Below are 24,351 nucleotides of genomic sequence, written 5' to 3'. Positions count from 1 at the left end.
TCGGGTCAGGACAGTGCGCTGGAGAGCACGGGGCGTACGGGTGTCTGGTCCTGGTCGACGCGCCAGGTGGTGTCCTGGTCGCGCCAGTCGTCGCCGATGGTGGAGACCTCGGGCATGACCTCGCGGGCGAACAGGGTGAGGTGGTCGCGTACCTCGTTGCTGGTCATGTCGCCGGCGTGGTTCATCAGGATGAGGTGTCCGGCGCCGGTGGCTTTGTAGAGTCGGTGGATTTGTGCGGTGACCTGGTCGGGGGTGCCGACGAGGAGGATGCCGGCGTCGATGAGGTCTTCGTAGCTCATTCGGCGGACGGCGCCGAGGCGGCCGCGGAGTGCGGCGACTGCGGCGGCGGGTGGGAAGTAGCCGGGTGGGCTGGCGGCGCCGAGGCGGAGCTTGCCGGGCTTGAGGTAGTACATGAGTTTGCGGCCGATCTCGCGGGCCTTGGCTTCGGTGGGGGCTACGTGGCACAGGGCCATGTAGGCGAAGCGGTCCGGGCCGGGTTCGGGTTGGCCGTCGGCGACGGCGGTGCGGCGGTAGAGCCGGAATGAGGTCGCGGTGTCCTCGTAGGTGCCGAGCAGGTTGCACAGGGTGTAGCCGTGTCGGGCGGTCCATTCGACCAGGCGGGTGGAGGTGCCGCTGATCCAGATCGGCGGGTGTGGTTGCTGGTAGGGGCGGGGCCAGACGCTGACGTAGCGGTAGTGGTAGTGGCGGCCTTCCCAGGAGAAGACGTCGCCGTGGGTCCACGCCTTCTTGATGAGGTCGTGGGCTTCGATGAACATGTCCAGGTTGTGGACGGGGTTCTGGTTGGAGGGGAAGGTTTCGCCTTGGACGCCGCGGACGAAGCCGCAGTCGATGCGTCCGCCGCTGACGGAGTCGAGGTAGCCGATCTCCTCGGCGACGCGGATGGGGCTTTCCCGGTGCGGTAGTGGGGTGCCCAGGACGAGGACCCGGCCGCGTCGGGTGCGGTGCAGTACGGAGGCGGCGCTGAGGGTGGCGGACACCTGGAGGGTGGAGGCGGACTGGTGGTGTTCGTTGACCATGAGGTCGAAGCCGAGTTCGTCGGCGAGTTCGTACTCGTCGAGGTAGCGCTGGTAGAGCTGGTGGCCGAGTTTGGGGTCGTAGTACTGGTTGGGCATGAAGTACTTGAGTCCCCGGTTGGCCTCTTCCGCCTCGGGTGGGACGAAGGGGTAGGGCATCTCGGTGAAGTGGTAGAGCCTCACGGGGTCTCTCCGTTCAGGAAGGACCGGACGATCCGGTGGAACTCGTCGGGACGTTCCAGGTACGGGTAGTGGCCGGCGTCGGGGACTTCGACGAAGCGGGCTGAGGGCAGCAGGTCGGCCAGGGCGGCGCTGTGGCGGGGTGGTACGAGGCGGTTGTGGGTGCCGGCGAGGACCAGGGTGGGCATGGTGGCCAGGTGCAGCCAGCGGCGTAGGCGTGGGTCGTGCAGGAAGGGTTTCCAGGCGTAGCGGGACAGGGCGGCCCGGTCGGTGAAGGCCCGTTCGTATTCGCTGTCGGTGAGGCCGGTGGGGAATCCGGGCATCCGCAGGTCGTGGCAGGCGGTGGGGTCGGCCCAGCCGAGTTCGACGACTTCGGTGGGGTCGAGCAGCAGGATGTCGGCGAAGTCGGGTTCGGTGGTGCCGGAGAGTTTGACGCCGTACGGGGAGATGAGCAGCAGTGAGGCGAAGCGGTGGGGTGCGCGTATCGCCATCTCCAGGGCGATCCAGCCGCCGAAGCCGGCGCCGGCCAGGTGTACGGGGTCGGGTGGCAGGTCGGCGAGGGTGTCGGTGAGGTGGTGTTGGGCGAGGTCGGCGACGCTGTCCCAGTCTTCGGCGGTGGTGTCCAGGGGGGTGCCGAAGCCGGGGTGGCGGGGTACGACGAGGGTGAGGTCGTCGGCGAGTCGGCTGAGGGCGCCGACGGGGCCGGGGAGTACGTCGGCGTCGTGGAGGAACAGCAGGGTGCTCATGGTGTGCTCCCCTGGTCGAAGAAGGTCAGCAGTAGGTCGGCGACGGCTTCGGGTTGGTCGAGGTTGGGTGCGTGGCGGGCGTCCATGCGGTGCACGTGGATCTGGGGTGCCAGGTTTTCGAAGTGTCGGCCCCAGTCGGGTTCGAGTAGGTCGTCGCGGGTGGCTTCGACGACGAGTACGGGGACGGGGCTGTCGCGCAGTGGGGTGGGCCAGTCGTCGCGGTTGTCTGGTTTGGGGAGGTTGGGGTGGCGGAGGCGGGGGGCCAGGCAGGCGGTGACGTGGCCGGGTTTGCGGGTGTTGGCGTAGCGCAGGGCGACGGTTTCGTCGAAGCCGGCGTAGTCGTCGGTCATGAGGCTGACCAGGCGGCGCATGTCGTCTTCGGTGCCGTCGAAGCTGCCGAGTTCGGTGAGGCCTTTGGTGGAGCGCCAGGGGCCGCCGGTGCCGCAGATGCTGACGGCGGACAGGGCGGGTAGTTCGGGGGTGGGGGTGGCCAGGGCGCGCAGCAGCAGGGAGCCGCCGAAGGACTGGCCGGCGAAGTGTGCGGCGTCGATGTCGAGGGCGGCGCAGAAGGCGGCCAGGTGGGCGGTGCGGAAGGCGTACGGCGAGCGGTCGAGGTAGATGACTTTGTCGGTGTCGCCGTAGCCGAGCAGGTCGGGTGCGAGGACCCGGTAGTGCCGGGCCAGTAGGGGCATGACCTCGGACCAGCTGCCGATGGCGTCGCCGCCGAAGGCGCCGTCGTGGATGAGTACGACGGTGCCTCGTGGTTGTCCGGGTGGGGTGCTTTCCCAGTAGCGGGTGGTGAATCCGCCGGCGTTGATGGTGTGTGGGCGTGGTGGGGCCATCGTGCGGTCTCCGGGGGTGGTCAGTGGGGGGTGGGTTGGAAGGTGCCGTAGCGGCCGTCGAGGTAGAGCAGGGGTGGGGCGTCGGTCTGGGCGCGGGCGTGCAGGACCTCGCCGCAGAGGATCAGGTGGTCTCCGCCGGGGTGGGTGGCGGTGGTGCGGCATTCGAGTACGGCGGTGGTGCCGGTGGCGAGGGTGGGCACTGTGGTGTGTCCGGCGACCACGGCGGCGGTGAGTTCGTCGAGGTGGCGGCCGCGGGTGGCGAAGGCCTGTGCCCAGGTGGCGCGGTCGGCGGCGAGGTAGTTGATGCTGAATCGGCCGGCTTGTTCGGCCAGGGGGGCCAGGCCGGTTTTCCGGTCGATGGCGATCATGGCCATGGGGGGTGTGCCGGACAGTGAGGTGGCGGAGGTGCAGGTGAGGCCGGTGATGCCGGCGGGGCCGCCGGGTACGAGGATGATGGCCACCGGTGCGGGTACCTGCCGGAAGGCGGCCCGGAAGCGGGCGGTTTCGACGAGGCGGTCTGGGCCGGTGTGGTGGGTCATCGGGGGGCTCCGGTCTGGTTGAGCCAGAGGTGGTGTACGTCGGCTCGGTGGGTGAGGTGTGTGGCTGTCGGTCGGCCGCCGATGACCACTGCGGAGGCGACCCAGTCGGCGGTGGCGCCGGTGGTGGCGTGGACGGTGACCTGGGTGATGTCGGAGGTGGCGGGGCGTCCGGTGCGGGGGTCGATCAGGTGGTGGGCGTCGGTGCCCCAGCGGCGTTTGCCGGTGCCGCTGGTGGCGACGCCGCCGTCGCGCACGTGCAGGGTTTCGCCGTGGGGTAGTTCGACGGGCCAGCCGTCGCCGTCGGGGCCGGGTCCGCGGCAGGCCACGTCTCCCCCGATGCTGGCGGCCGAGTTGGGGCCTAGCCAGGTGACGATGTCGTCGGCCCAGGCGCCTTTGGCTAGGGCGCCGATGTCGAGGCTGTGGCCGGGGGCGAGGCGGGCGGTGTGGCCGCGTAGTTCCAGGATGTCGGCCAGGGGTGGCACGGGGGTGCCGGTGGCCGGTTCCGGGGCCGGTTGGGGGGTGCCGGTGGCCCAGGATCGGCGGTAGCCGGCGGCGAGCAGTTGGGGCAGTACGGCGATGTTGACCAGGCCGGTGCTGGCGGTGGCGACGGTGAGGGCGTGCCGCAGCATGGCGTGCAGTTGGTCGGAGATGGGGTGCCAGTGTCCGGCGGCGGCGTTGAGTGTGCTCAGTTCGCTGTCGGGGCGGAAGCGGGAGAAGCGGCGGTCCAGGGCGTGGAGTCGTCGTTGGACCTCGGTGAAGGGGGTGGCCGGTGGTCCGTAGCTGGCCAGGGTCACGGTGCAGGTGAACATCTGGCTGGTGTGCTGATGCAGGGTGGGTCGCTGTCGGGCGGGTGCGAGGTTCATGCCGTCTCCCTTCACCACCAGGTTTAACATGCTAAACATGATGATGTTTTAGCGGCAAGGGTCTGTCCGTACCCGGTTCACCCGCCCGACAGGCCGACTGGCCTGGGCCTTCAGTCGCCCGTGACGGCCCGGCCCAGCACCTCCCGGGCGCTGCGGGCGACCGCCGCGTCGATCATCCGCCCGTCGGCGGAGACCGCCACCCCGCAGCCGTCGCGTTCCGCGGCGGTCAGCCTGTCGACGATGTCCCGGGCCGCGGCGACCTCCGCAGGGGTCGGCGAGAACACCCGGTTGATCACGGGCACCTGGGCGGGATGGATCGCGGTGCGACTGCGGTAACCCTGCCGCAGCAGCAGCCGGCTGGTGGCCTCCAGCCGCTCCGGGTCCCGCAGGGCGGTCTCCGTCGGACCCACCGGCGGGGCGATCCGAGCCGCCGCGCAGGCCAGCACGACCCGCGAGCGCAGCGGCCACAGTTCCATCTTGTCCGGGCCGGGTTGCAGGCACAGTTCGGCCGCCAGGTCGGCCTCGCCGAGACCGAGGCGCACCACCCGGGGGGCGGCGGCCACGGCCTCGGCGCGCAGGACACCTTCTGCCGTCTCCAGCAGGGCGAACACCGCCAGCTGACCGGCCGGCAGGTCGTGCTGCCGTTCGGCCTCGCCGAGCAGCCGGTGCACCTCGGTCACCGACTCGACGTCGGCCTTCGGTACGACCACACCGGTCAGGTGCGGCCCGGCCACCGCGGCGATGTCGGCGGCCGGGGTGTCGGCGTTGATGCGTACCCACCACTGGGGGCCCTGGGCCGGGTCGGTGAGATGCCCGCCCAGGGCCCTGCGGGCCTCGGCCTTGTTCGTCGCCGCGACCGCGTCTTCGAGGTCGAGGATGCAGGCGTCGGCCCCCCGGGCCGCGGCCCGGGCCAGCTTGTCCGGCTGGTCGGCCGGCACGTACAGGTAGCTGCGGGCGGCGGCCGGGACGGGTCCCAGGGCGGTCACGGTCGGGTGGGTCGGGCCAGGTAGCGGCCGCGGGGCTGGCCGACCACGTTGCCGGCGCGCAGGATCTGCTCGCCGCGCAGGAAGGTGTCGGTGACCTTGGCGGTCAACTCCATGCCCTCGAACGGGGTGTACTCCTGGGTCGACAGCGAGTCCTCGGCCCGCACCGTCCAGGTGCGGTTCGGGTCGACGAGGCAGAAGTCGGCGTCCAGCCCCTCGGCGATGGCGCCCTTGGTGGCCAGCCCGAAACGGCGCGCGGGGGCCCACGAGGTCAGCTCGGCGACCCGACCGTAGGACAGGCCCCGCTTGACGCCTTCGCTGATCAGGCCGGGCAGCAGGTACTCGGCCCCACCGAAGCCGGACTTGGCGACGAAGATGTCGTCCTTCGGCTCACCGAACTTGACCTCGGCCTTGCAGCAGGCGTGGTCGCTGACCACCCAGTCGATCGTGCCGTCGAGCATGTGACCCCACAGGGCCTCGACGTCCTCGCGGGGACGAAGCGGCGGGTTGACCTTGCCGCCGAGGCCGTAGGCGGTGTCGATGTCGGCCAGCAGGTGACCGACGGTGACCTCGCGGCGGAAGTCGACGTGCGGGAAGGCCTGGGCCATCCGCAGCGCGGCGTCGACCGCCTTGGCCGAGGTCAGGTGCAGCAGGTTGATGGTGGGCAGGCCGGTCTCGTGGGCCAGGTAGGCGGCGATGGTGACCGCCAGGCCCTCGGAGTGCGGGGGCCGGGAGGCGCTGTAGGCGGCGAGTCCCTTGAGGCTGCCGTCCTCCTCGACCAGCCGGGTGTACGCCCGCATGATCTCCGCGGTCTCGCAGTGCAGGGACAGGGAGATCTCGTCGGCCAACTCGGGGAACTGTTCCCGGGCGGCCTGCACGCCGCGCATGACGAACTCGAAGTGGGCGTAGTCGTACCGGGCGTCCGGCGGGATCATCAGGAAGGAACTCTGGTCGGCCGAGCGGCCGTGCAGCCCGTGACCACCGTAGAACATGAAGATCTTGAACGAGGTGACACCGTGGTCGCGGATCAGCTCGGGGATCTCGTCGATGTGTTCGGTGGTCATCGGGGCCACGTGGAAGGCGAAGTCGACATAGGACTTCTGGTCGGTGGCGCGGTGCACCTCTGGGAAGAACTCGCGGTACGGTCCGCCGCGGTTGAGGTAGTACTGCCCGGTACGGATGTAGTTGATCGCGGAGGTGACACCGCCCTGCGCGCAGGCGCGGCTCTCGGTGGCGGCGTCCTCGGCGAGCGGGTGGTAGATGCCCCAGTGCTGGTGGGCGTCGACGACACCCGGGAAGGCGAGCTTGCCGCCGGCGTCGACGACGCTCTTCGCGCCGGTGGCGTCGAGGTGGGGCGCCAGGGCGGCGATCCGGCCGTCGCGGACACCGATGTCCAGCGCCGCCGGCTCGGCCTGGTCGTGCCGCACCACTCTGACGTTTGTCACTACGAGATCGAAGGGTTCCACGATGTGCTCCTGAGGTTGGCGGGCAGCGGGGCCGTTGTCAGTCGGCGTCGGGACGCAGGCGGGTCAGCGGACGCAGCAGGTCGCTGACGTCGTTGACCTCGTTGAGGCCGAGCACGGTGGAGACCACCTGGTCGGCGGTTTCCGGGGAGATCCGTCCGGCGACGTTGTCCCGGAACTTCATGGCCAGTTCGGCGTCGGACAGCGGTCGTTGTGGGCCGCCGCGGTTGGCCAGCACCTCCTCGCGCCAGGTGCGGCCGTCGTCGGTGCGTACGGTGACGATGGCCGGGAACTGGTACGGGAAGATCTTGTTGCATTCGTCGTCGGGGACCACCTCGACGAGGGCCATCAAGGCCCGGCGCTGCGGGTCACGGGCCAACTCGTCGGTGAAGTCACCCAGCCCGAGGCCCAGCCCGCCGCCGCCGAGCAGTCCGGCGACTACCGTGTACGGGCCGCTGAACTGTGCCTGGTAGCCGGTCTCGGGGGCCCGCTTGGTGGCGATCGGTTCCCCGATGGTGCGGATCACCGCGGCGGGTACCCGCAGTTCGATGGCAGTGATCCGGTCCAGGGGCACACCCTGGGCCCGCAGGGCCAGGCCGGCGTCGATGCCCGCGTGGGTGAAGTGGTTGGCCGGGTACGGCTTGAAGAAGATGTCCGGCACCGACCAGCGTTCACCGAGTCCGTCGGTGACCTGGTCGTAGTCGGCTTCCCCGCGCAGAAAGGCGGTGTAGAAACCGAACCGGCCCTCCAGCACGGTGGGTGGCCCGGTGAAGCCGCGGCGGACCAGGTCGGCGGCGGTGACGGCGCTGTGCGCGGCCCAGCCGCAGTGCAGTCGCTTGACCGTGCCGCCGGTGCGGTTGGCCTCGATCAGTCCGGCGGCCATCGAGGCGGTCACCCCGAGCACGTCGGTGAGCTGGTCCTCGTCGAGTCCGAGCAGCATGCCGGCGGCGACCGCGCCGCCCATCGCACCGCAGATGGAGGTGGCGTGCTGGCCGTGTTCGAAGAACACCGAGTTGTTCAGGACCGGGTCGAAACCGGCCATGCCCAGCCGTACGGTGACCTCGATGCCGACCGCCACCGCCTTGGTCAGGGCGGCGCCGTCGGCGCCGGCGGCCTGGGCGGCGGCCAGGGCGGCCGGGACCACGGCGGCGCTGGGGTGCAGCACCGAGGGCAGGTGGGTGTCGTCGTAGTCCAGCGAGTGGGCCAGCACCCCGTTGCCGAAGGCGGCCTGGGCGGCCGGTACCCGGTCGGGCAGTCCGACGACGTGGGCCTGGGCGCGTCCGCCCAGGTCGGCGACGTAGTCCAGGGCGGCGCGGCTGGTGGGCAGCCGGTGCGCGGCCACGCACAGCCCGAGGATGTCGAGGACCCGCTGGCGCACGCTGGCGGCGAGCCGGTCGGGCAGCTCGGTGGCGCTGGTGCCGGCGGCGAAGGCGGCGAGTTGCCGGGCCAGGGTCTGCTCAGCCATTGGCGATCACCGCCAGGGGGCGGACCGGGGAGCCGGTGGCCCCGAAGATGGCCAGCGGCGAGAGCATGAACAGGAACTCGTGGACGGCGTCGGCGGCCAGTTCCTCCAGCGCCATCGTCTCGATGATGTAGACCCCGCGTTCGACCAGCAGCACCCGGTGGGCCGGCAGGACACTGTGTCCGGCGCCCGGTCGCAGGCACTCGAAGGCGATGGTGTCGGCGCCGGCGGCGTGGATCCCGGCGTCGGCCAGCCAGGTGGCGCCGGCCTCGCCGACACCGGGCACTCCGCTGGAGTGACCGATGTAGCGGGTGCGGTCCTCGTGGTCGAACAACCGTCCCCAGCCGCTGCGGATCAGCACCACGTGACCGGGGCGGATCGGGGTGCCCTGCCGCTGCGCCGTGGCCGCCAGGTCCTCGGGGGTGATCTCGTAGCCGGGTGGGCAGCCCTCGGGCTGGCCCAGGGCGGCCGGGACGTCGAGCAGGACACCGCGGCGGACCATCGGGGCGATGGTGTGCGCGCCCAGTTCGGCGAAGCGTCCGCCGCGGCCGGCGACGGCGGCGTCGGAACCGTCGACCAGCCGGCCGTCCTGGGAGACGTGGGCGAAGGCGTCGATGTGGGTGCCGACGTGGGTGCCCATGGTGATGATGTCGTTGGCGGCGGAACCGCCGTCGGCTCGCACGTTGTCGCCGTGACGACGGGGCAGGGCGTGCCAGAACGGCGGGTGGTTCGGCGACTGTGGCATGCCGATGGTCAGCCGGCGACCCAGGTCGTAGGTCCGCACTCCGGCGTCGACGGCGGCCAGCAGGGCCCGCGTCGCGCCGGTGGCGCCGGTGAGGGTGGTGCTCGAAGTGGTCACGGCAATCCTTACCTTGTGGGGCGGCCGTCAGGCCACGATCTGCCGGGCGCGCAGCTCGGCGATGGCCTCGGGGGTGCAGCCGAGTTCGTTGACGAGAAGGTCGTCGGTGTCGGCGCCGAGGGGGCGGCCGGTGAAGCGGATCCGGCCGGGGTTCTCCGACATCCGCCACATCACGTTGTGCATCAGGACCTCACCGAGGTCGGAGTCGGGGACCTTGACCAGCATCTCGGCGGCCTGGACGTGTTCGTCGGTGACGATGTCGCGGGCGTTGTAGACGGGTGCGACGGCCGCGCCGGCCTCCTCGAAGGCGCGCATGACCTCGTCGCGGGTCCGTTCGGCGATCCAGCCGCCGACGTATGCGTCGAGCAGGTCGGCGCGGGCGGCCCGCTCACGTCCGGAGGCGAACCAGGGTTCGTCGATGACCTCGGGGTGCCCGACGAGACGCAGTACCCGTTCGGCGATGGTCTGGGCGCTGGTGGACACCGCCACCCAGTCGCCGTCCTTGGTGCGGTAGGTGTTGCGGGGGGCGTTGTTGGTGGACCGGTTGCCGTGCCGGTGGCCGATGACTCCGAGCTGGTCGTAGACGGTGGGGCCGGGTCCGACCGCCGTCATGATCGGTTCCAGGAGGCTCAGGTCGACGATCTGGCCCTTGCCGCCGTTGTTGGTGCGGGCCCACAGCGCCACCATGGTGGCCGAGGAGGCGGCGATGCCGCAGATGCTGTCGGCCAGGCCGAACGCCGGCAGGGTCGGCGGGCCGTCGGCGTCGCCGGTCAGGTGGGCGAAGCCGCTCATCGCCTCGGCGAGGGTGCCGAAGCCGGGCCGGTGCGCGTAGGGGCCCTGCTGGCCGAAGCCGGAGATGCGGACGATGACCAGGCCGGGGTTGAGCTCCCAGAGCTGTTCCGGGCTGATCCCCCACCGTTCCAGGGTGCCGGGGCGGAAGTTCTCCACCAGCACGTCGGCGGTGGTGGCCAGGCGGCGCAGCAGCTCGGCGCCTTCCGGAGTGGACAGCTTCAGGCCGATCGTCCGCTTGTTGCGGGAGATCTCCTTCCACCACAGCGGTACGCCGTCCTTGGCGTGACCGTGGCCGCGCATGCTGTCGCCGGCGACGGGGTGTTCGACTTTGATGACGTCGGCACCGAAGTCGCCGAGGATCTGGCAGCACAGCGGGCCGGCCAGGATCGTCGAGGCGTCGATGACGCGGAGTCCGGTCAGCGGTCCGTCGTGCACTGGGCCTCCCCTATCCATTTCGTTCGGTTGAAGCGAACGGTGTTTCGCTCAGCAGAATAGTCCGTGATCAGGTACGGGGTCAACGCAAACCACCCCTCACCTCGGCCGATGCCGGATCAGCCGGGGCCGCAGCACCACCGCGGCCGCGACCGCCGCCGCGGCGGCGACGAACGCCCCGGTACGGGCCGAGAAGGTGTCCCCCAGCCAGCCGTGCAGCATCGCCGCCCCCGGCCGGATGCCGAGGAAGCACATCGACCACAGGGCCATCACCCGGCCGCGTACCTCGTCGGCCAGGCCGTGCTGCATGGTGGCGTTGACGTCGCTGACGGCCAGCAGATAGCCGGCTCCGCCGAGGGCGATGCCGACCGTGGCCACCACCGGCCCGGGACTGACCGCCAGCAGCACCATCCCGGCGCCCAGGGCGAACACCCCCACCGCCCCGGTGCGGCCACTGCCCATCGTGCGGCGCAGCCGCCCGACCCAGCCGGCGATCAACGCCGAACCGATGCCGAAGAAGGTGATGAAGACACCGACCAGCAGTTCACCGCCGCCGAACCCCTCGGCGAACAGGGGCGACAGGGTGTTGATCGGCTCCATCGCCAACCCGATCAGCGCCACCGCCACCAGGCAGCGCAGCAGTTCGGGACGGCCACGCACATAGGTCAGACCGCCGAGGACCCCCAACCGGCCCCGCGGCCGGGTACCCGCGGCGGGCCGGGGCAGCCGTACGCGGCTCAACGCCGCGGCGAACACCAGGAAACTGGCGGCGTTGACGGCGAACGCCGTACCGGCCCCGGCCAGCGCGTAGGTGGCCGCTCCGGCGACCGGACCGATGGCCCGGGACAGGTTGAAGGTCAGCGAGTGCAGGGCGATCGCCTGGGGTACGTCGGCACGACCGACGATGTTGGGCACCAACGCCTGCGCGGCCGGACCGGTGACCGCCTGCCCCACCCCGGACAGTCCGACGAAGGTCAGCAGCAGCCACGGGTTCAGGGCGTCCAGGAAGGCCAGCAACGCCAGCACGGCGGCGGCGCCACCACCCAGGGTCTGCCCTACGATGATCAGCACCCGCCGGTCGGCGCGGTCGGCCACCGCCCCGATCACCGGGGCGAGGACCAACTGCATGGCGAACTGCAGGGCGGTGACCAGACCCACCATGAACGCCGAACGGGTCATCGCGAAGATGGTCAGGATCGCCGCGACGTTCTGGAACCAGGTACCGGTGTTGGACGCCAGCGACCCGAAGAAGTACGGACCGAAGCGGCGGTCCCGCAGCAACGCGAGACCGCCACGTCCCTCATCTTCGGCTGGCCTGTCGGCCGGCGGATCGGCCGGGCGATCAGCCTGCCGCACCCGCGCCTCCCATGCCGTACCCCTGCGGGATGCCGCTGGCCAGGGAGGTCCACACCGACTTCGGGCGCAGGTAGAGCCGGGCCGCCTCGGTGCCGTTCTCCCGGCCGTAGCCGGACAGGCCGATCCCACCGAAGGGCACCAGGTCCGACAGCACCCGGTAGGTGTTGATCCACACCGTGCCGGCGCGGACCTGCCCGGCGAACCGGTGGGCCCGGGCGATGTCGGCGGTCCACACCCCGGCGGCCAGACCGAACTGGGTGTCGTCGGCCAACCGCAGGGCCTCGGCATCGTCACGGAACGACGACACCGCCAGCACCGGCCCGAAGACCTCCTCACGCAGCACCCGGGCACCCTCGTCGAGCCGGTCGAACACCGTCGGTGGCACGAAGAAGCCGTTGCGCAGCCGCTCGTCCTCCGGCAGGTCGGCCTGGGCCACCAGTCGACCGGCCGACCGGGTCTCGGCGATGAAGGCCGCCGTCTTGTCCCGCTGCGCCGCGGTGATCTGCGGACCGAGGTCGGTCTGGGCGTCGAAGGGGTCACCCACCCGCAGGGTCCGCACCCGCGCGGCCACCCGGTCGAGGACCTCGTCGTAGATGGACTCGTGCAGCACCAGCCGGGAACCGGCGATGCACATCTGGCCGCAGGAGGCGAAGACCCCCAGCACCACGGCCTCGACCGCCCGGTCCAGGTCGGCGTCGGGGAAGATGACCTGCGGCGACTTGCCGCCCAACTCCAACGCGATCGGGGTCAGGTTGTCCGCCGCCGCGCGGGCGATCGCCTTACCGGTGTCGTGGTGCCCGGTGAACACGATCAGGTCGACGTCCGGATGCGACACCAGGGCCGCGCCGGTCTCCCGGCCGCCCGGCAGCACCTGCACCAGCCCCTCCGGAATGCCCGCCTCGACCAGCAGCCCACCCAGCGCAAGGGCGGTCAAGGGGGTCTCCTCGGCCGGCTTGAGCAGGCAGGCGTTGCCGAAGGCGAGCGCCGGGGCGATCTTCTTGGCGGCGAAGAAGAACGGCACGTTCCACGGGATGACCCCGGCGACCACACCGTGCGGCTCCGGCACCGTGTACGTGTGGTACTCCGGCCCGACCGGGATGGTCTCGCCGCGTACCTGCTCCGCCCAGCCGGCGTAGTAACGGAAGCTGCCGGCCGCCCGGCGCACCTCACGCCGGGTGTCGCTGAGGATCTTGCCGGTGTTGCGGGTCTCGGTCGCGGCCAGGTCGTCGACCTGGGCCTCGATGAGGTCGGCGATCCGGTGCAGGACCCGGGCCCGGTCACTGCCTGTGCGCCGGGCCCAGGCGGGCTGAGCGGCGCGGGCCGCCCGGACGGCGGCGTCCACCTGCGCCGGGGAGGTGGAAGCGACGCTGGCCAGGACCTGAGCGTCGATAGGCGAGACGACTTCAGCCATCGGTGTTTCCTTCCTCGGCCGGGGTACGCGCCCGGCGTCGCGGGTCCATCGACCCGGTGAGATGTTCAGGCACCCAGACGTCCAGCACGGCCGGCACCCGGTCCCGCTCGACGGCGGTGCGGGCCCGGTCCAGGGCGGCGGCCAGGTCGGCCGCGGCGACCACCCGTTCCCCGTAGCAGCCCTGGGACCGGGCGTGCGCCGCGAAGTCCGGCGAGGGGGTGAGGTGACCGCCCCGCACGGTGGGTTCGTTGACCGCCAGGCCGTCCGGGTAGTGGGCGGCCAGGGTGGTGGTGCCGGTGCGGTACCCGCCGTTGTTGACCACCACGGTGACCACCGGGGCGTCGCACTGCTGCTGAAGCCACAGGCAGGAGTCCGGGGAGCCGAACAGGTAGGAACCGTCCCCGGTGACCGCCACCGCGTGGGCGCCGCCGGCGGCGATGCTGGCGCCGGTCGCCGCCGCCACCGCCCAGCCGAGGCTGGACCCGCCCTTCTCGAACAGGGTGCCCGGTCGGGTACGGCGGACCTTGGTGGTGTCGAACACCTCCCAGGTCAGCAGGTCCTCGGGGCGCAGGTGCCGGTCCAGCGCCGCGGCGATCAGCGCCGGGGTGGGTACCCCGGAGGCAGGTGCCTGATCGTCGGTGCGGCGACCGGCCGGGGCGGCGTCCCGGCGCCGGCGTACGGCGTCGGCATCACCCGGTCCGGCCGAGCCCACCTCGGCGAGCACCGCGGCCAGGAAGGCCGCCGGATCGGCCGTGGTACGGGCGTCGGCGCGCAGTTCGTAGAGCGGGACCCGGCTCTCGATCGGGTCGGGACCCACCCAGCCGATCCAGGCGTCGTCGCGCGGCTTCTCCACGGCGGGCATCCACGGCACCGGATGGTCCAGCACGATGATGACGTCGAACTGGTCCAGCGGGTCGGCGCAGTGCCAGGGGTTGTCGTCCGGCAGGTTCATCCGGTACCGGGAGGCGCGGACCTGCACACCCAGGGTGTCGGCCAGCTCGGCCAGCAGGGCCACGGCCTGCGGGTTCACCCCCACCCGGTCGGTGACGACGACCGGCCGCCGGGCGGTCGTCAGGCGGCGGGCCACCTCGCTGACCACCCCGGGGTCACCCGGTCCGAGGACCGGGACGCCGAGCATCTGGGCACTGGGAACCGGCCCGCCACCGGCCTGCGGGTACCGGCCCACCTCCTCCGGCATCGCCAGGTAGACGGGACCGCGCCGAGGTGCCAGCGCGACCTGCAGGCCGCGCGCCACCACCAGGGCGGCGTCGTCCAGGGGGGACAGCTTGTAGTCCCACTTGACGTACTGCCGCACGATCGAGCCCTGGTCCCAGCGTTGCTGCTTCCAGAACACCGGCGAGGTGCGGGACTCCGCCCGGGTGGGCGGATAACCCGACATGATCATGATGGGGTGGTCGCCCCACATCGCGTTGTGGATGGCGCCGCCGTGGTGCAGCAGCCCCAGGTCGGCGTGGGCCACGGTCATGGCCGGCCGGCCGGAGACCATGGTCTCGCCCATCGCGGCGGTCAGCGCGACATGCTCGTGCGGGCAGGTGATGAGCTCCGGGGTCGGCTCCCCCTGGTGCCGGGCCTGGGCGTTGGCCTCCTGGAAGGAGGTCAACTCGGAGCCGCTGTTGAACCACAGCCGCTGAACACCGCTGGCCGACGCCGCCGCCAGCACCGCAGCCGCGGCGCTGGCGGCGGCCGGGCCGCCGGTCACAGGTTCCTCGCCCGCTCGAGGTAGTCCTTGTAGATCAGCTTCTCGATCGGGGCCGCGGACTTGACCAGACCGGCCTTGATCAGGCTCTCCTGGCCGGACAGCCAGGTCTGCTCGTTCATCTGCAGGACCTTGTCCGGGCCGGCGGCCAGCCAGCTCTCCACCAGCAGGGGCAGCTCGGCGCGGGCCTGCTCCGGGTTGGCCTCCGGGTTGTACTTACGCAGGTCGGCGATGACCTGGTCCCAGTTCTCCTCCTTGCTGGCGTACTCGATGGCCTTGAGTACCCCGGCGAGGAACTTCACCGGCATGTCGCTGTCCGACTCGATCATCTTCAGGCTGGTGTTGTACGAGTCCGACGGCATCGGGGCGAACTCGTCGGTGCTGAAGAAGACCACCTCGCCGATGTCCTTCTGGATGGTGGCCCGGTCGGTGTTGACGCAGACCCAGGCGTCGATCTCGCCCTTGCGGGCCAGCTCGTACGCGGCCGTGCCGACGCCGGTGACCGGACGCTTCACCGTCTTGGGGTCCACCCCGGCGTTGATCAGCATGACGTCGAGCAGGTTCTCGGTGGCGCCACCGGTGGAGACGATGCCGCAGGTGCGCCCGGCCAGCTGGGCCGGGTTGCGGATCGCCTTGTCCGGCATGGAGACGACCTCGAACTGCGACTTCTGCCGCAGGCTGGCGATGCTGACCAGCGGCGCCTGCTCGTTGGCCACCGCGATGACCGCGTTGATGCCGTTGGCCCGGGTCAGGTCGGCCGAGCCACCGAGCACCGCCTGGATGGCGGTGGCGGTGCCCTGGCCACCCTTGATCTCCATGTCCAGGCCGTACTCGGCGAAGTAGCCGCGCTCCTTGGCGACCATGGTCTCCACGTAGCTCAGCGTCAGGCTGGACGCGGCCATGTACGTGCCGGAGATGCTGCCGTCGGCGTTGACCTTGGGGCCGTCGTCGCTGCCACAGCCGCTGAGCAGCAGGGTCATGCCACCGGCGCTGGGCAGCAGCAGCCCTGCGGTGGCGCCGACGCGGAGGAACGAGCGCCGCGAGACCGGCGCGCCGATGGAACGGTCATTTTTCACGAGAAGCTCCCGGTGCCGAGGGGGGTAATGGATGGGGGTGCGAGGGATGAAGGCAAGGAGAGGTCCGCCCGCGCCGCGACGCGGCGCCGACCATGAATTCGGACAGGGGTTGGTGTGAGAGGTGCGGCCGGTCAGGGGGTGCGACGCGGCTGCACGGACTCGTGCCAGGGGATCAGCAGCCGGCGGGCGCCGGTGACGATGCTGTAGAGGCTGAAGCCGAACAGGGCCATGATCAGGATGGCGCCGAACAGCTTGTCGACCTGGAGGCCGTTCTGCAGGTTGACCGCGTACCGGCCGAGGCCCTTGTCGCCGCCGAGGTACTCACCGACGATCGCGCCGATCGTGGCCTGCACGACCGCCAGCTCCATGCCGGCCAGGATGAAGGGCATGGTGTACGGCAGGTCGGCGCGCCAGAACCGCTCCCAGCGCGAGGCCTTCAGGGTGGTCATCAGGTCGTGCATGGAACCGGGCACCGACCGGATGCCGAACGAGGTGTTGATCAGCAGCGGGAAGAATGCCAGCAGGGCGGCCATGACCACCTTGGACGACGGACCGAAGCCGAGCCACAGGATGAACAGCGGCACCAGCGCGACCTTCGGCACCACCTGGGTGGCGACGATGAAGGGCCGGGTGATCCGGTCGAACAGGGGGGACTTGCCGATCATCAGGCCGAGGCCGACACCCAGCACGATCGCCAGGGCCAGGCCCATCATGACCTCGTAGAAGGTCGTCCAGACGTGGGTCTGCCAGACGAAGGGGTCGGTGATCTGCTCGATGAAGGAGGAGAACACCGCCTCCGGCGGCGGCAGCACGAACCGGGACAGGTCCGTGACCTCGACGTAGAGCTTCCAGGCCAGCAGGAACAACGCGATCAGCAGCGGGCTGGTGTAGAAGGACAGCCAGCGGTTGTTGCGCAGTCGCTGCGACCAGGTCGGTGGTGGGGGCCGCAGGAGGTCTGCGGAAGCCGATTTCGGCGCCGACTGGCGCTGATCAGTAGTGGTCACGTGGACACCTCAAGTACAGGTCAGGCCGAGACGGCGGGGCGGGCTTCGCTGTCCTGCACCTCGCCGATCTGACGGCGCAGCTCGGCGGTCAGGTGGCGGAACTCGGCGGACTCGGTCATGTCGACGGTGCGCGGCCGGGGCAGCGTCACCTCGGTGATGGAGTGGATGTGGCCGGGCTTGGTCCCCAGCATCACGATGCGGTCGGCCAGGAACACCGCCTCGGAGACGGAGTGGGTGACGAAGACGACCGTCTTGCGGTTCTCCAGCCAGATGCGCTGCAACTCCACGTTCATCATGTCGCGGGTCTGCGCGTCCAAGGCGCCGAAGGGTTCGTCCATGAGCAGCACCTGGGGGTCGTGCGCCAGGGCACGGGCGATGGAGACCCGTTGCCGCATACCGCCCGACAGCTGGTGGGGGTACTTGTGCTCCGCCTCGGGCAGCCCGACGAGGGTCAGCATCTCGCGGACCTTCGCGGCGCGCTCCTGCCGACCCATGCCGGCCATCTCCAGCGGCAGGGCGACGTTCGCGGCGGTGGTGCGCCACGGCATCAGGGTCGCCTCCTGGAAGACGAATCCCAACGGCCGGTCGGCGCGCTCAGGGCGGTCACCGTGGTCGAGGCTGACCCGCCCCACGGTGGGGCTCTCCAGCTGACCGATGATCCGCAGCAGAGTGGTCTTGCCGCAGCCGGAGGGACCGAGCAGCACGACGAATTCGCCGTCGGCGATGTCGAGCGAGACCTCACTCAGAGCGAGCATCGACTGTCCGCCGGCGCCGGCGAAGACCTTGCTGACGCCCTCCACTTTGATTGCACTCATGGAATCCCCTGTCGCCCACCGGGCCCGCAATTATCGCGAGATTGTTCGCTTGTGCAGTACGCCGTTCTGTTGGTGCGAACGTAAGCTATGTTCGGCGGCAAGGTCAATGGTCCGGGAGGCCGGACTGAGCCCTATTGGTTCCCCATAAATCCCCCAAATTGGGAGCAGGCCCCATGAACTACCCGGCGCAAAGTACTGCGGTGCTGGTCATCGACATGCAGAACGACTTCTGCTCCCCCGCCGGAGCGATGGCGGCACTCGGCGCCGACGTCGGCGTCAACGCCGATCTGGCCCGCCGTCTGCCGGGCTTCCTGGACCCGGCACGGGCCGCCGGTTGCCTGATCGTCTGGGTCCGACAGGCCGCCCACGAGCAGCTCGTCTCACCGGCCAGGAAGGCCCGAGCCGAGGCGATGGGCCGCAGCCCGCTCAGTGTCTGCGCCGCCGGTTCCTGGGGCGCGGAGCTGGCCGAGGGGCTGCGACCCGAGCCGGGCGACTGCCACCTGGAGAAGACCCGCTACAGCGCCTTCGTCGGCACCCCGCTGCACAACCTGCTGCGGGCGCACGGACGCGACCACGTGGTCGTGGTCGGCACGGCGGCCAACGTGTGCGTGGACTCCACCATCCGAGAGGCGTACATGGCCGATCTGGCCACCACGATGCCGACCGACCTGGTCGGCTGGACCCGTGCGGACCTCGCCGAGGCGGCGATCCGCAACCTGGGGTTCTACTTCTGCGAGACCACGACCTCGGCCGAGCTGCTGTCGGCCTGGTCCGCGGCGGACCGGGTCGGCTGACGCCGGACCGCCCGCCGACGCTCCCCCTGCTCCGAGGGAGCCGGAGCAGGCGTGGAGGCCGCGGGTTGGTAACCCAGCTCCGCGCTGACCTGGCGGGCGGCGTCGGCCACCAGTTCGCCGTACTCGGTCAGCAGACGCGGTGAGAAGCGGTCCTGCGGGCCGCACAGCGACAGGGAACCGTAGACCTCGCCCGAGGCCAGGTGGATCGCCGCGGCCACGCTGGCGGCGCCGGCCTGTCGCTCACCCCGGCTGACCGCATAGCCCTGCTGCCGGATCTGCCGCAGGTCAGCCCAGAGCTGCTCCACGGAGGTGATGGTGGCGGCGGTGAGCGAGACCAGCTCATGGTCGGCCAGATACTCGGCCACCTCGGCATCGGGCAACGCCGCCAGGATCGCCTTGGACGACGACCCGGCGAGCAGCGAATGTCGGGAACCCAGGGTCACCGACATCCGGATCTCGTGCGGTGAGAGCACCTGATCGGTGTAGACCCGCATCCAGCCCTGCCGCATCGACAGGGTGGCGGTCTCCCCGGTGACCTCCGACAACCGTCGCATGTGACGGTTCGTGACGGCCTGCACGTCGATGGCGCGCAGCGCCGCCAGACCGACCGCCAGGGCACCCGGTCCCAGCCGATATCGCCGGGTGCCCTCGTCGAAGGTGACGAACTGGTTGGCGGTCAACTCCTTGAGAATGCGGTGCGCCACCGCCTTGGGCAGATTCAACTCCCGGGCGACAGTGGACACCCCGATCATCTCCGGACTGCTCTCGGCGAGCAGGTCGATCACGGCCAGCGCACGCCCGAGGCCACTTGTCGTGTAGCGGTGACCGTCCGCTGGTTCCATCACCGGCACCGCTGCTCTCCCATTCGGCCGCGAATCGTCGTATCACCTTGCCGCACGCCGGCGCACGGTCCGATCGGGAATCCGCACCGGCCGACGCTCAGTGTTGGATGCCGAGCATACTGACACGACGCAGATACTCTTTGGCATCCTCGGGGTTTTCCGCCAACGCCCGCAAGCGAACCAGCCGTTCGCGGCGCCCGGCCAACTCCACCCCGTCGGCCGAGGTGCGGTTCTCCGTCGTGGTCGGCTGCACGAACTGCTCGGCGATGGACCGGCGGCGCTGCGCGTACGCCGCGGTGGCCGCGTCCTGGTCGGGCTCGGCCAAGGCGGCGGCGACCGCCACCGCGTCGTGGATGCCGGAGTTCAGCCCCATCCCCCCGGTGGTGCTGCTCAGGTGGGCGGCGTCGCCGGCCAGCAGCACCCGTCCGATGCGGAAGGAGGCCGCCAACCGTTGGTGGCTGCGGTACATCTGGTGCTGGCTCAGCGGCAGCTCACCGGCGTCCGGCCGATCACCGAGCAGCAGCGCCACGGCGGCCAGGAAGTCCGGGTGGGTGCCCGAGGGCGGCTCGTCGTCGACCCCGGTACCGGTCGACAGCGCCGCCCGCCAGATGTCCGGGGTCCGGATCAGCGAGAAACGGCCCCGAGGGCCGGACCAGTAGCCGACCGCGCCGAGGTCGGGCACCGCGTCCTCGAAACGGAACGGGGTGGCCACGACCAGGCTCATCGTCGGGTACGTGAAGCCGGGGAAGGGCACCTCCAGCAGCTTGCGGGCGATGCTGTGCGCGCCGTCCGCGGCGACCACCCAGTGGCAGGTCACCTCGGTCCGGGTGCCCTCGACCGCCACCTCAAGGGTGACCTGGGTGTCGTCCTGGCTGAGCCCGACGACCTCGTGGCCGAACCGGATGTCCACGTTCGGTGCCTCGGCCACCGCCTGACGCAGCAGCCGGACCAGCTTGTACTGCTCGTACTGCAGGCGGAAGGGGTAGCGGGTCTCGCCTTCCAGCAGCTCGTAGGAGAAGCGGGCGGTCTCCGGCAGCTCAAGGTCGCGGTAGTCCAGCCGGTGTACCCGGACCGCCTCCTTGAGGATCGGGGCGGCCAGATCCAGTTCGTCGAGCAGTTCGGTCGTCGGCGGGTGAACGGTCGAACCCCGCCACTCCGACTGCACCTCGTCGGGGCCCTTCTCCAGCACGATCACCGGGATGTCGCGTTGGGCCAGGGCCAGGGCGGTCACCATACCCACCGGTCCGCCGCCGAGGACGACGACCGGTGCTTGCACGGGGTGGCCAGAGAGCGCCACGTTCACTCCTTCCCGCCGGCGAAGTCGCCGACGAATCCGGTCATCTAGGACTGGGCCACGACGGCGGCCAGATGCCGCAACGCCGGGCTCGGCGACTCGCCCGCCAGGTGGGTCATCCCGGCGGTCTCCAACAGTTGCCAGGCGCCTGCCAGGTTCGAGGACAGAACCGGCACCGGCGCGGTCGGCAGGACCTCGTCGAGGGCGTCCAGGCTGGGCGCGCCCGTACCGGTCAACAACACCGCGTGTCCGGGCGGGAACCCGCCCGCGGGTGCCTGCAACGCCTGGTGGACGGTGTCGCGCACGGTGGTCGAGGTGAGGTCGTAGATGGCACCCGTGCCGGGCACCGGCACCGGCGTACCGACCGTACGTCCGGTCCCCCGCCAGAACGCCGCCGCCTGCTCGGTGAGCCAGGCCGGGTACGGCGAGACCAGGGTCAGGGTGCGTACGCCGAGGCGGTCGAGCAGGTGCCGGACCGCGCTGGCGGCACCGAACACCGGGCTGCCGAGTCGGGCGGTGGCCGCGTCGTCGGTCTGCCGGGTCTCGGTGCGCCCCGGCCGGTAGTAGCAGCCGGTGCAGGCGTTGTAGGTGGCCGCGATCGCCATGCCCTGGAGGGTGGCGGCGGTGTCCGGCAGCAGCTCGGCGTATCGGTCCAGCCGCTGCGCCAGGGGGCCCTCCACGACCGGTAGCCGGGCCACGTGGTAGCGGACCTCCAGCGGCAACAGACGGCGGAGCTCGGGCTCCACCGTCGGGTTGGCCGGTGGAACGATGATGCCCAGAGCTTTTTCGACCACTGCACCCACCAAATCGTTCGACTGAGCCGTACGCCGTTCTACGTACAGGAACGATAGGGGCTGTGGTGGGATCGGGTCAACCCATTCGTGATCGCTTCCGGACCGGGCGCATACCCCGCTTCACCAGGCATGACACCTCGCTCAGGTGCGCCTGCGGGGCCGACTCGGGCGGTCCCGGGGTCACAGACCCCCGCCGACGCGCAGCACGGCGGCGGTGGTGTAGGAGGCGTCCGGGCCGAGCAGCCAGGCGACCGCGGCGGCGACCTCGTCGGGTTCGCCGGGTCGGCCCAGGGGGATGCGGCCGGCGGCGCGTTCGGGTCGGTCGGGTTGACCGGACAGGGCGTGGATGTCCGTGCGGATGATGCCGGGAGCCACCGCGTTGACCCGGATGCCCCGGGGAGCCAACTCCTTGGCCAGCCCGAGGGTCAGGGTGTCCGTGGCGGCCTTGACGGCGGCATAGTGGACGTACTCGCCGGGGCTGCCCAGGGTGGCCGCTACCGACGAGATGTTGACGATGGCCCCGCCCTCGCCCATCCGGCGGGCGGCCTGCTGGGCACAGAGGACGTAGCCGACGAGGTTGACGTCGACGACCTCGCGCAGGTCGTCCAGGCGCAGGTCGACGAAGGAACCGATCGGGCTGGTGATGCCGGCGTTGTTGACCAGTCCGGTGATCGGGCCCAGCTCGGCGGCGGCCTCGAACAGGGCGGCCACCTGGTCGGGGTCACGGGTGTCGGCGCACACGGCGGTGACCTGTACGCCGGTGGCGCGCAGGTCGGTGGCGAGGGCCTCGGCGGTGGCCTGATCGCGGCGGTAGCCGAGGGTCAGGTGGTGGCCGGCGGTGGCCAGGCGGCGGGCGGTGGCCGCGCCGATGCCACGGCTGCCGCCGGTGATGACGGTGACCGGTGTCATCGACTCCCCCTGTCCTGAGGCGTGGTGGCGACGTTACCGTGACGGTCGATGCGGTGGCGGCGTGCTGTGCTCCGGCACACCGGTGGGCGTGCGTCACGCAGCCCGCGCGGGAGCGGGGCTGATCTTCGGGTTGTCGGCGGCGGCTGGTATCAAGGCAGGCGATTGAACACGTGTACGAGGGAGAGGTCGTGTGATGGGTGCCGCTGACCAGGGTTTGTCCGATGACGAGGTACGTGGCATCCGGGAGGCGTTGGCCGCGGGTCGCAAGCCGAAGGTGGTGTTCACCGCGGCGGCGGGTCAGATCGCCGGACAGTTGGGACAGGTGGTCGAGTTGACCGACCCGTCCGGGTCCGACGAGTTCGTGGTGGTGCGGTTCGGGCGTGACGAGTTGCCCTTCTCCCCGGCCGACCTGGCCGTGGCGCCGCGGGGTGCGGGTCGTCGGCAGGCTGAATCCAAGGCGGAGGCCAAGGTGGAGCCGACCCCGGTCGAGCCGGTGGCGGCGGAGCCGGAGTTCGTGTTGGACCGGGTGCCGCAGCCCCGCCGGGAGGAGCCGACCGTGCAGGAGGAGTCGAAAGTGGAGTCGAAGCCGGCGCGGCGGGCCGTGAAGGCGACCAAACCCAAGTCCCCGTCGGGTTTGACGGTGACCCTGGCGTATGCCGAGGGAGAGTGGACGGTCGCGGCGCAGCAGGGCGGCAAGGTGCTGGCCAAGCCGTACGTGGTGAAGCCGGCGGAGGCGCTGCGGATGGTGGCCCTGGTGGACGTGCCGGGGGTGCATGAGGCCGTGGAGCAGATTCTGGCGGCCGAGCGGGCCGACGCCGAGCGGCAGGCGGAGAGGCTGCGGGCGGAGCTGGCGGAGATCGAGGCCCGGCTGGCGGAGCTGCGCGAGGCGGGCTGAGCGGCAAGGTCGCAGCGGGGCCCGGGGCTTGCGCCCCGGGCCCCTTCTGTGCTCAGAAGTAGTCGAGGGCCTGGGCGGGTGGGCCGGCGGCGAGCAGGTCCAGGGCGCCGGGGTCGGGTGTGGTGTGGTGCAGCAGGCCGGCCTCGGCGAGGGTGCGGGCGGTGCCGGTGGCGGTGTAGAGGCGGGCGAAGCCGCGCACACTCAGGTGCAGATCCGCCTCGCTGCTGCTGCGGCGCAGGTGGGCCTGGCCGTCGGCGACGGCGAGATCCCAGGTGCCGGTGTTCCATTCGGCGAGATCGTCGGTCAGGGCGAAGGTGACCTGTCCGCGGAGGTGGGCGGGCCAACCTCGACTCTCGACGGCCCGGACGAGGTCGACCGGTCGGTGCATCCAGGTGTCGTGTTCGTGCTGCCGGGCGAGTTCGAGGGGCAGTTGGGCGCTGACGGCGTCGCCGGGCAGGGTGGTGAGCCGCAGGGTGGGGGTGACGCTGTGCCAGCTGGCGAGGACCCCGACGAGGGTACGGGCGGCCTCGGCGGTGGCGGCGAGGATGTCCTCGACGGTCAGCACGGCGTCCGGGCCGTAGCCCCGGCCCCGGTTCCAGCCGGCGTACCCGACCAGGGTGTCGCCGTGTTCGACGAGGGTCAGCCCGTCGTACGGCAGTTCCTCGCCGACCTGGAAGCGGGGGTGGGTGCGGGTGAGCAGGCCGTTGCGGTGCCGGGCCAGGCGTTCGTACAGGTCGACGGTGGCGGGCAGGTCGGCGGGGGTGCCGGCCCGTACGGTCAGGTGTGCCGGCCGGGGGTGTCGGGGCAGCACGGCGGTGGGCAGGTCGAGGGTGCGCAGCTCTCCGGTGACCTCCCAACCCAGGGCCCGGTAGGGGCCGGTGGTGGTGGCGAACAGGGTGCTGACGGCGGCGCCACGTTCGTGGGCGCCGTGCAGCAGGGCACGCAGCAGCCCCCGAGCCACCCCGGTGCCCCGGGCCTCGGGGGCGACGGCGACCCCGGCGACGCTCGCGGCGGGCACGGTCGCCCCGCTCCACCACTGCTCGTCATGGAGGTCGACCGCTTTGCCGAGAAGGGTGCCGCCGCGGTCGTAGGCGCCGTAGCTGGTGCGCCCGGCGGGCGGGCCGGTCGGGGGTGGCGCTTGCGGGTCGGAGCCGAAGGTCAGGCGACCGAGCTGCCAGGCGGCGGGAAGATCCTCGGCGGGGAGTACCCGGATGGTGGGCTGCACGCCCCTGACGATAGTGAGGTCCGG

General features: G+C 71.2%; 23 protein-coding genes. 2 read left to right on the top strand and 21 right to left on the bottom strand.

Annotated elements, in window-relative coordinates:
• Positions 1-5: 5 nt before the first annotated feature.
• The 16 genes from ACLQ2T_RS13545 to ACLQ2T_RS13470 all read right to left on the bottom strand — a co-directional run bounded on the left by ACLQ2T_RS13545 (position 6) and on the right by ACLQ2T_RS13470 (position 17,574).
• A complete protein-coding gene (locus ACLQ2T_RS13545) occupies positions 6-1,217 on the bottom strand; it encodes an LLM class flavin-dependent oxidoreductase (RefSeq protein ID WP_425766409.1) in 1,212 nt (403 codons plus the stop codon).
• Positions 1,214-1,960 carry an alpha/beta fold hydrolase gene (locus ACLQ2T_RS13540; RefSeq protein WP_425766407.1) on the bottom strand — a complete coding sequence of 249 codons (747 nt, stop codon included), beginning with the start codon at positions 1,958-1,960 and terminating at the stop codon, positions 1,214-1,216. The genes ACLQ2T_RS13545 and ACLQ2T_RS13540 overlap by 4 nt, the downstream gene beginning before the upstream one ends.
• Positions 1,957-2,802 (bottom strand): alpha/beta fold hydrolase, encoded by an 846-nt coding sequence (locus ACLQ2T_RS13535; protein ID WP_425766406.1) that lies wholly within the window; start codon positions 2,800-2,802, stop codon positions 1,957-1,959. Before ACLQ2T_RS13535 ends, ACLQ2T_RS13540 begins: the two co-directional genes overlap by 4 nt.
• Before the next feature lie 20 nt (positions 2,803-2,822).
• Positions 2,823-3,341, bottom strand: a complete 519-nt coding sequence (locus ACLQ2T_RS13530) for a flavin reductase family protein (protein WP_425766405.1) — start codon at positions 3,339-3,341, stop codon at positions 2,823-2,825.
• A complete protein-coding gene (locus ACLQ2T_RS13525; RefSeq protein WP_425766404.1) occupies positions 3,338-4,204 on the bottom strand; it encodes an FAD:protein FMN transferase in 867 nt (288 codons plus the stop codon). The genes ACLQ2T_RS13530 and ACLQ2T_RS13525 overlap by 4 nt, the downstream gene beginning before the upstream one ends.
• Positions 4,205-4,314: 110 nt before the next feature.
• Positions 4,315-5,190 (bottom strand): HpcH/HpaI aldolase/citrate lyase family protein, encoded by an 876-nt coding sequence (locus tag ACLQ2T_RS13520; protein WP_425766403.1) that lies wholly within the window; start codon positions 5,188-5,190, stop codon positions 4,315-4,317.
• Complete coding sequence (locus ACLQ2T_RS13515) at positions 5,187-6,632, bottom strand: dihydroorotase (protein WP_425766402.1); 1,446 nt, start codon at positions 6,630-6,632, stop codon at positions 5,187-5,189. The genes ACLQ2T_RS13520 and ACLQ2T_RS13515 overlap by 4 nt, the downstream gene beginning before the upstream one ends.
• A 58-nt stretch (positions 6,633-6,690) precedes the next feature.
• The gene (locus ACLQ2T_RS13510) at positions 6,691-8,115 is read right to left on the bottom strand and encodes an MmgE/PrpD family protein (RefSeq protein WP_425766401.1); all 1,425 of its coding nucleotides are present in this window, start codon (positions 8,113-8,115) and stop codon (positions 6,691-6,693) included.
• Positions 8,108-8,971 carry a cyclase family protein gene (locus ACLQ2T_RS13505; RefSeq protein ID WP_425766400.1) on the bottom strand — a complete coding sequence of 288 codons (864 nt, stop codon included), beginning with the start codon at positions 8,969-8,971 and terminating at the stop codon, positions 8,108-8,110. The genes ACLQ2T_RS13510 and ACLQ2T_RS13505 overlap by 8 nt, the downstream gene beginning before the upstream one ends.
• Before the next feature lie 27 nt (positions 8,972-8,998).
• On the bottom strand, positions 8,999-10,198 hold the full coding sequence (locus tag ACLQ2T_RS13500) for a CaiB/BaiF CoA transferase family protein (protein WP_425766399.1): 1,200 nt from the start codon (positions 10,196-10,198) through the stop codon (positions 8,999-9,001).
• A 96-nt stretch (positions 10,199-10,294) separates the two neighbouring features.
• Entirely contained in the window at positions 10,295-11,551 is a 1,257-nt protein-coding gene (locus tag ACLQ2T_RS13495; RefSeq protein ID WP_425766398.1) for an MFS transporter, read from the bottom strand.
• Positions 11,538-12,962, bottom strand: a complete 1,425-nt coding sequence (locus tag ACLQ2T_RS13490) for an aldehyde dehydrogenase family protein (protein ID WP_425766397.1) — start codon at positions 12,960-12,962, stop codon at positions 11,538-11,540. The genes ACLQ2T_RS13495 and ACLQ2T_RS13490 overlap by 14 nt, the downstream gene beginning before the upstream one ends.
• A complete protein-coding gene (locus ACLQ2T_RS13485) occupies positions 12,955-14,682 on the bottom strand; it encodes a thiamine pyrophosphate-dependent enzyme (protein WP_425766395.1) in 1,728 nt (575 codons plus the stop codon). Before ACLQ2T_RS13485 ends, ACLQ2T_RS13490 begins: the two co-directional genes overlap by 8 nt.
• The gene (locus ACLQ2T_RS13480) at positions 14,679-15,755 is read right to left on the bottom strand and encodes an ABC transporter substrate-binding protein (RefSeq protein ID WP_425766394.1); all 1,077 of its coding nucleotides are present in this window, start codon (positions 15,753-15,755) and stop codon (positions 14,679-14,681) included. Before ACLQ2T_RS13480 ends, ACLQ2T_RS13485 begins: the two co-directional genes overlap by 4 nt.
• A 131-nt stretch (positions 15,756-15,886) precedes the next feature.
• A complete protein-coding gene (locus ACLQ2T_RS13475; RefSeq protein WP_425766393.1) occupies positions 15,887-16,759 on the bottom strand; it encodes an ABC transporter permease in 873 nt (290 codons plus the stop codon).
• A 20-nt stretch (positions 16,760-16,779) separates the two neighbouring features.
• On the bottom strand, positions 16,780-17,574 hold the full coding sequence (locus ACLQ2T_RS13470; protein ID WP_425766392.1) for an ABC transporter ATP-binding protein: 795 nt from the start codon (positions 17,572-17,574) through the stop codon (positions 16,780-16,782).
• A 173-nt stretch (positions 17,575-17,747) separates the two neighbouring features.
• On the opposite strand from ACLQ2T_RS13470, the gene ACLQ2T_RS13465 reads away from it, so the two are divergent.
• Positions 17,748-18,368 carry a cysteine hydrolase family protein gene (locus ACLQ2T_RS13465; protein WP_425766391.1) on the top strand — a complete coding sequence of 207 codons (621 nt, stop codon included), beginning with the start codon at positions 17,748-17,750 and terminating at the stop codon, positions 18,366-18,368.
• Here ACLQ2T_RS13465 and ACLQ2T_RS13460 read toward each other — a convergent pair.
• From ACLQ2T_RS13460 to ACLQ2T_RS13445, 4 genes are all read right to left on the bottom strand, one after another.
• A complete protein-coding gene (locus ACLQ2T_RS13460; protein WP_425766390.1) occupies positions 18,299-19,210 on the bottom strand; it encodes an IclR family transcriptional regulator in 912 nt (303 codons plus the stop codon). The two genes, ACLQ2T_RS13465 and ACLQ2T_RS13460, sit on opposite strands and share 70 nt — an antisense overlap.
• Before the next feature lie 97 nt (positions 19,211-19,307).
• A complete protein-coding gene (locus tag ACLQ2T_RS13455) occupies positions 19,308-20,507 on the bottom strand; it encodes an FAD-dependent oxidoreductase (RefSeq protein WP_425766389.1) in 1,200 nt (399 codons plus the stop codon).
• A gap of 44 nt (positions 20,508-20,551) precedes the next feature.
• Entirely contained in the window at positions 20,552-21,298 is a 747-nt protein-coding gene (locus ACLQ2T_RS13450; protein WP_425766388.1) for a maleate cis-trans isomerase family protein, read from the bottom strand.
• 180 nt (positions 21,299-21,478) lie between these two features.
• Complete coding sequence (locus ACLQ2T_RS13445; RefSeq protein WP_425766387.1) at positions 21,479-22,207, bottom strand: SDR family oxidoreductase; 729 nt, start codon at positions 22,205-22,207, stop codon at positions 21,479-21,481.
• Between the two features lie 193 nt (positions 22,208-22,400).
• Between ACLQ2T_RS13445 and ACLQ2T_RS13440 the strand changes: the two genes are divergently transcribed.
• A complete protein-coding gene (locus ACLQ2T_RS13440) occupies positions 22,401-23,102 on the top strand; it encodes a hypothetical protein (RefSeq protein WP_425766386.1) in 702 nt (233 codons plus the stop codon).
• A gap of 52 nt (positions 23,103-23,154) precedes the next feature.
• Here ACLQ2T_RS13440 and ACLQ2T_RS13435 read toward each other — a convergent pair whose 3' ends face one another.
• On the bottom strand, positions 23,155-24,327 hold the full coding sequence (locus tag ACLQ2T_RS13435) for a GNAT family N-acetyltransferase (RefSeq protein WP_425766385.1): 1,173 nt from the start codon (positions 24,325-24,327) through the stop codon (positions 23,155-23,157).
• Positions 24,328-24,351: the final 24 nt, after the last annotated feature.

Source organism: Micromonospora sp. DT229 (assembly GCF_049844505.1).
Taxonomy (GTDB): domain Bacteria; phylum Actinomycetota; class Actinomycetes; order Mycobacteriales; family Micromonosporaceae; genus Micromonospora.
The sequence above is the reverse complement of the archived record's forward strand: the minus strand, read 5'-3'. Positions and strand labels throughout refer to the sequence as shown.

Excerpts from the sequence above, each read along its gene's own strand:
- ACLQ2T_RS13540 (WP_425766407.1), bottom strand. The coding sequence starts at position 1,960 with ATGAGCACCCTGCTGTTCCTCCACGACGCCGACGTACTCCCCGGCCCC.
- ACLQ2T_RS13535 (WP_425766406.1), bottom strand. The coding sequence starts at position 2,802 with ATGGCCCCACCACGCCCACACACCATCAACGCCGGCGGATTCACCACC.
- ACLQ2T_RS13530 (WP_425766405.1), bottom strand. The coding sequence starts at position 3,341 with ATGACCCACCACACCGGCCCAGACCGCCTCGTCGAAACCGCCCGCTTC.
- ACLQ2T_RS13525 (WP_425766404.1), bottom strand. The coding sequence starts at position 4,204 with ATGAACCTCGCACCCGCCCGACAGCGACCCACCCTGCATCAGCACACC.
- ACLQ2T_RS13510 (WP_425766401.1), bottom strand. The coding sequence starts at position 8,115 with ATGGCTGAGCAGACCCTGGCCCGGCAACTCGCCGCCTTCGCCGCCGGC.
- ACLQ2T_RS13490 (WP_425766397.1), bottom strand. The coding sequence starts at position 12,962 with ATGGCTGAAGTCGTCTCGCCTATCGACGCTCAGGTCCTGGCCAGCGTC.
- ACLQ2T_RS13470 (WP_425766392.1), bottom strand. The coding sequence starts at position 17,574 with ATGAGTGCAATCAAAGTGGAGGGCGTCAGCAAGGTCTTCGCCGGCGCC.
- ACLQ2T_RS13465 (WP_425766391.1), top strand. The coding sequence starts at position 17,748 with ATGAACTACCCGGCGCAAAGTACTGCGGTGCTGGTCATCGACATGCAG.
- ACLQ2T_RS13460 (WP_425766390.1), bottom strand. The coding sequence starts at position 19,210 with ATGGAACCAGCGGACGGTCACCGCTACACGACAAGTGGCCTCGGGCGT.
- ACLQ2T_RS13445 (WP_425766387.1), bottom strand. The coding sequence starts at position 22,207 with ATGACACCGGTCACCGTCATCACCGGCGGCAGCCGTGGCATCGGCGCG.
- ACLQ2T_RS13440 (WP_425766386.1), top strand. The coding sequence starts at position 22,401 with ATGGGTGCCGCTGACCAGGGTTTGTCCGATGACGAGGTACGTGGCATC.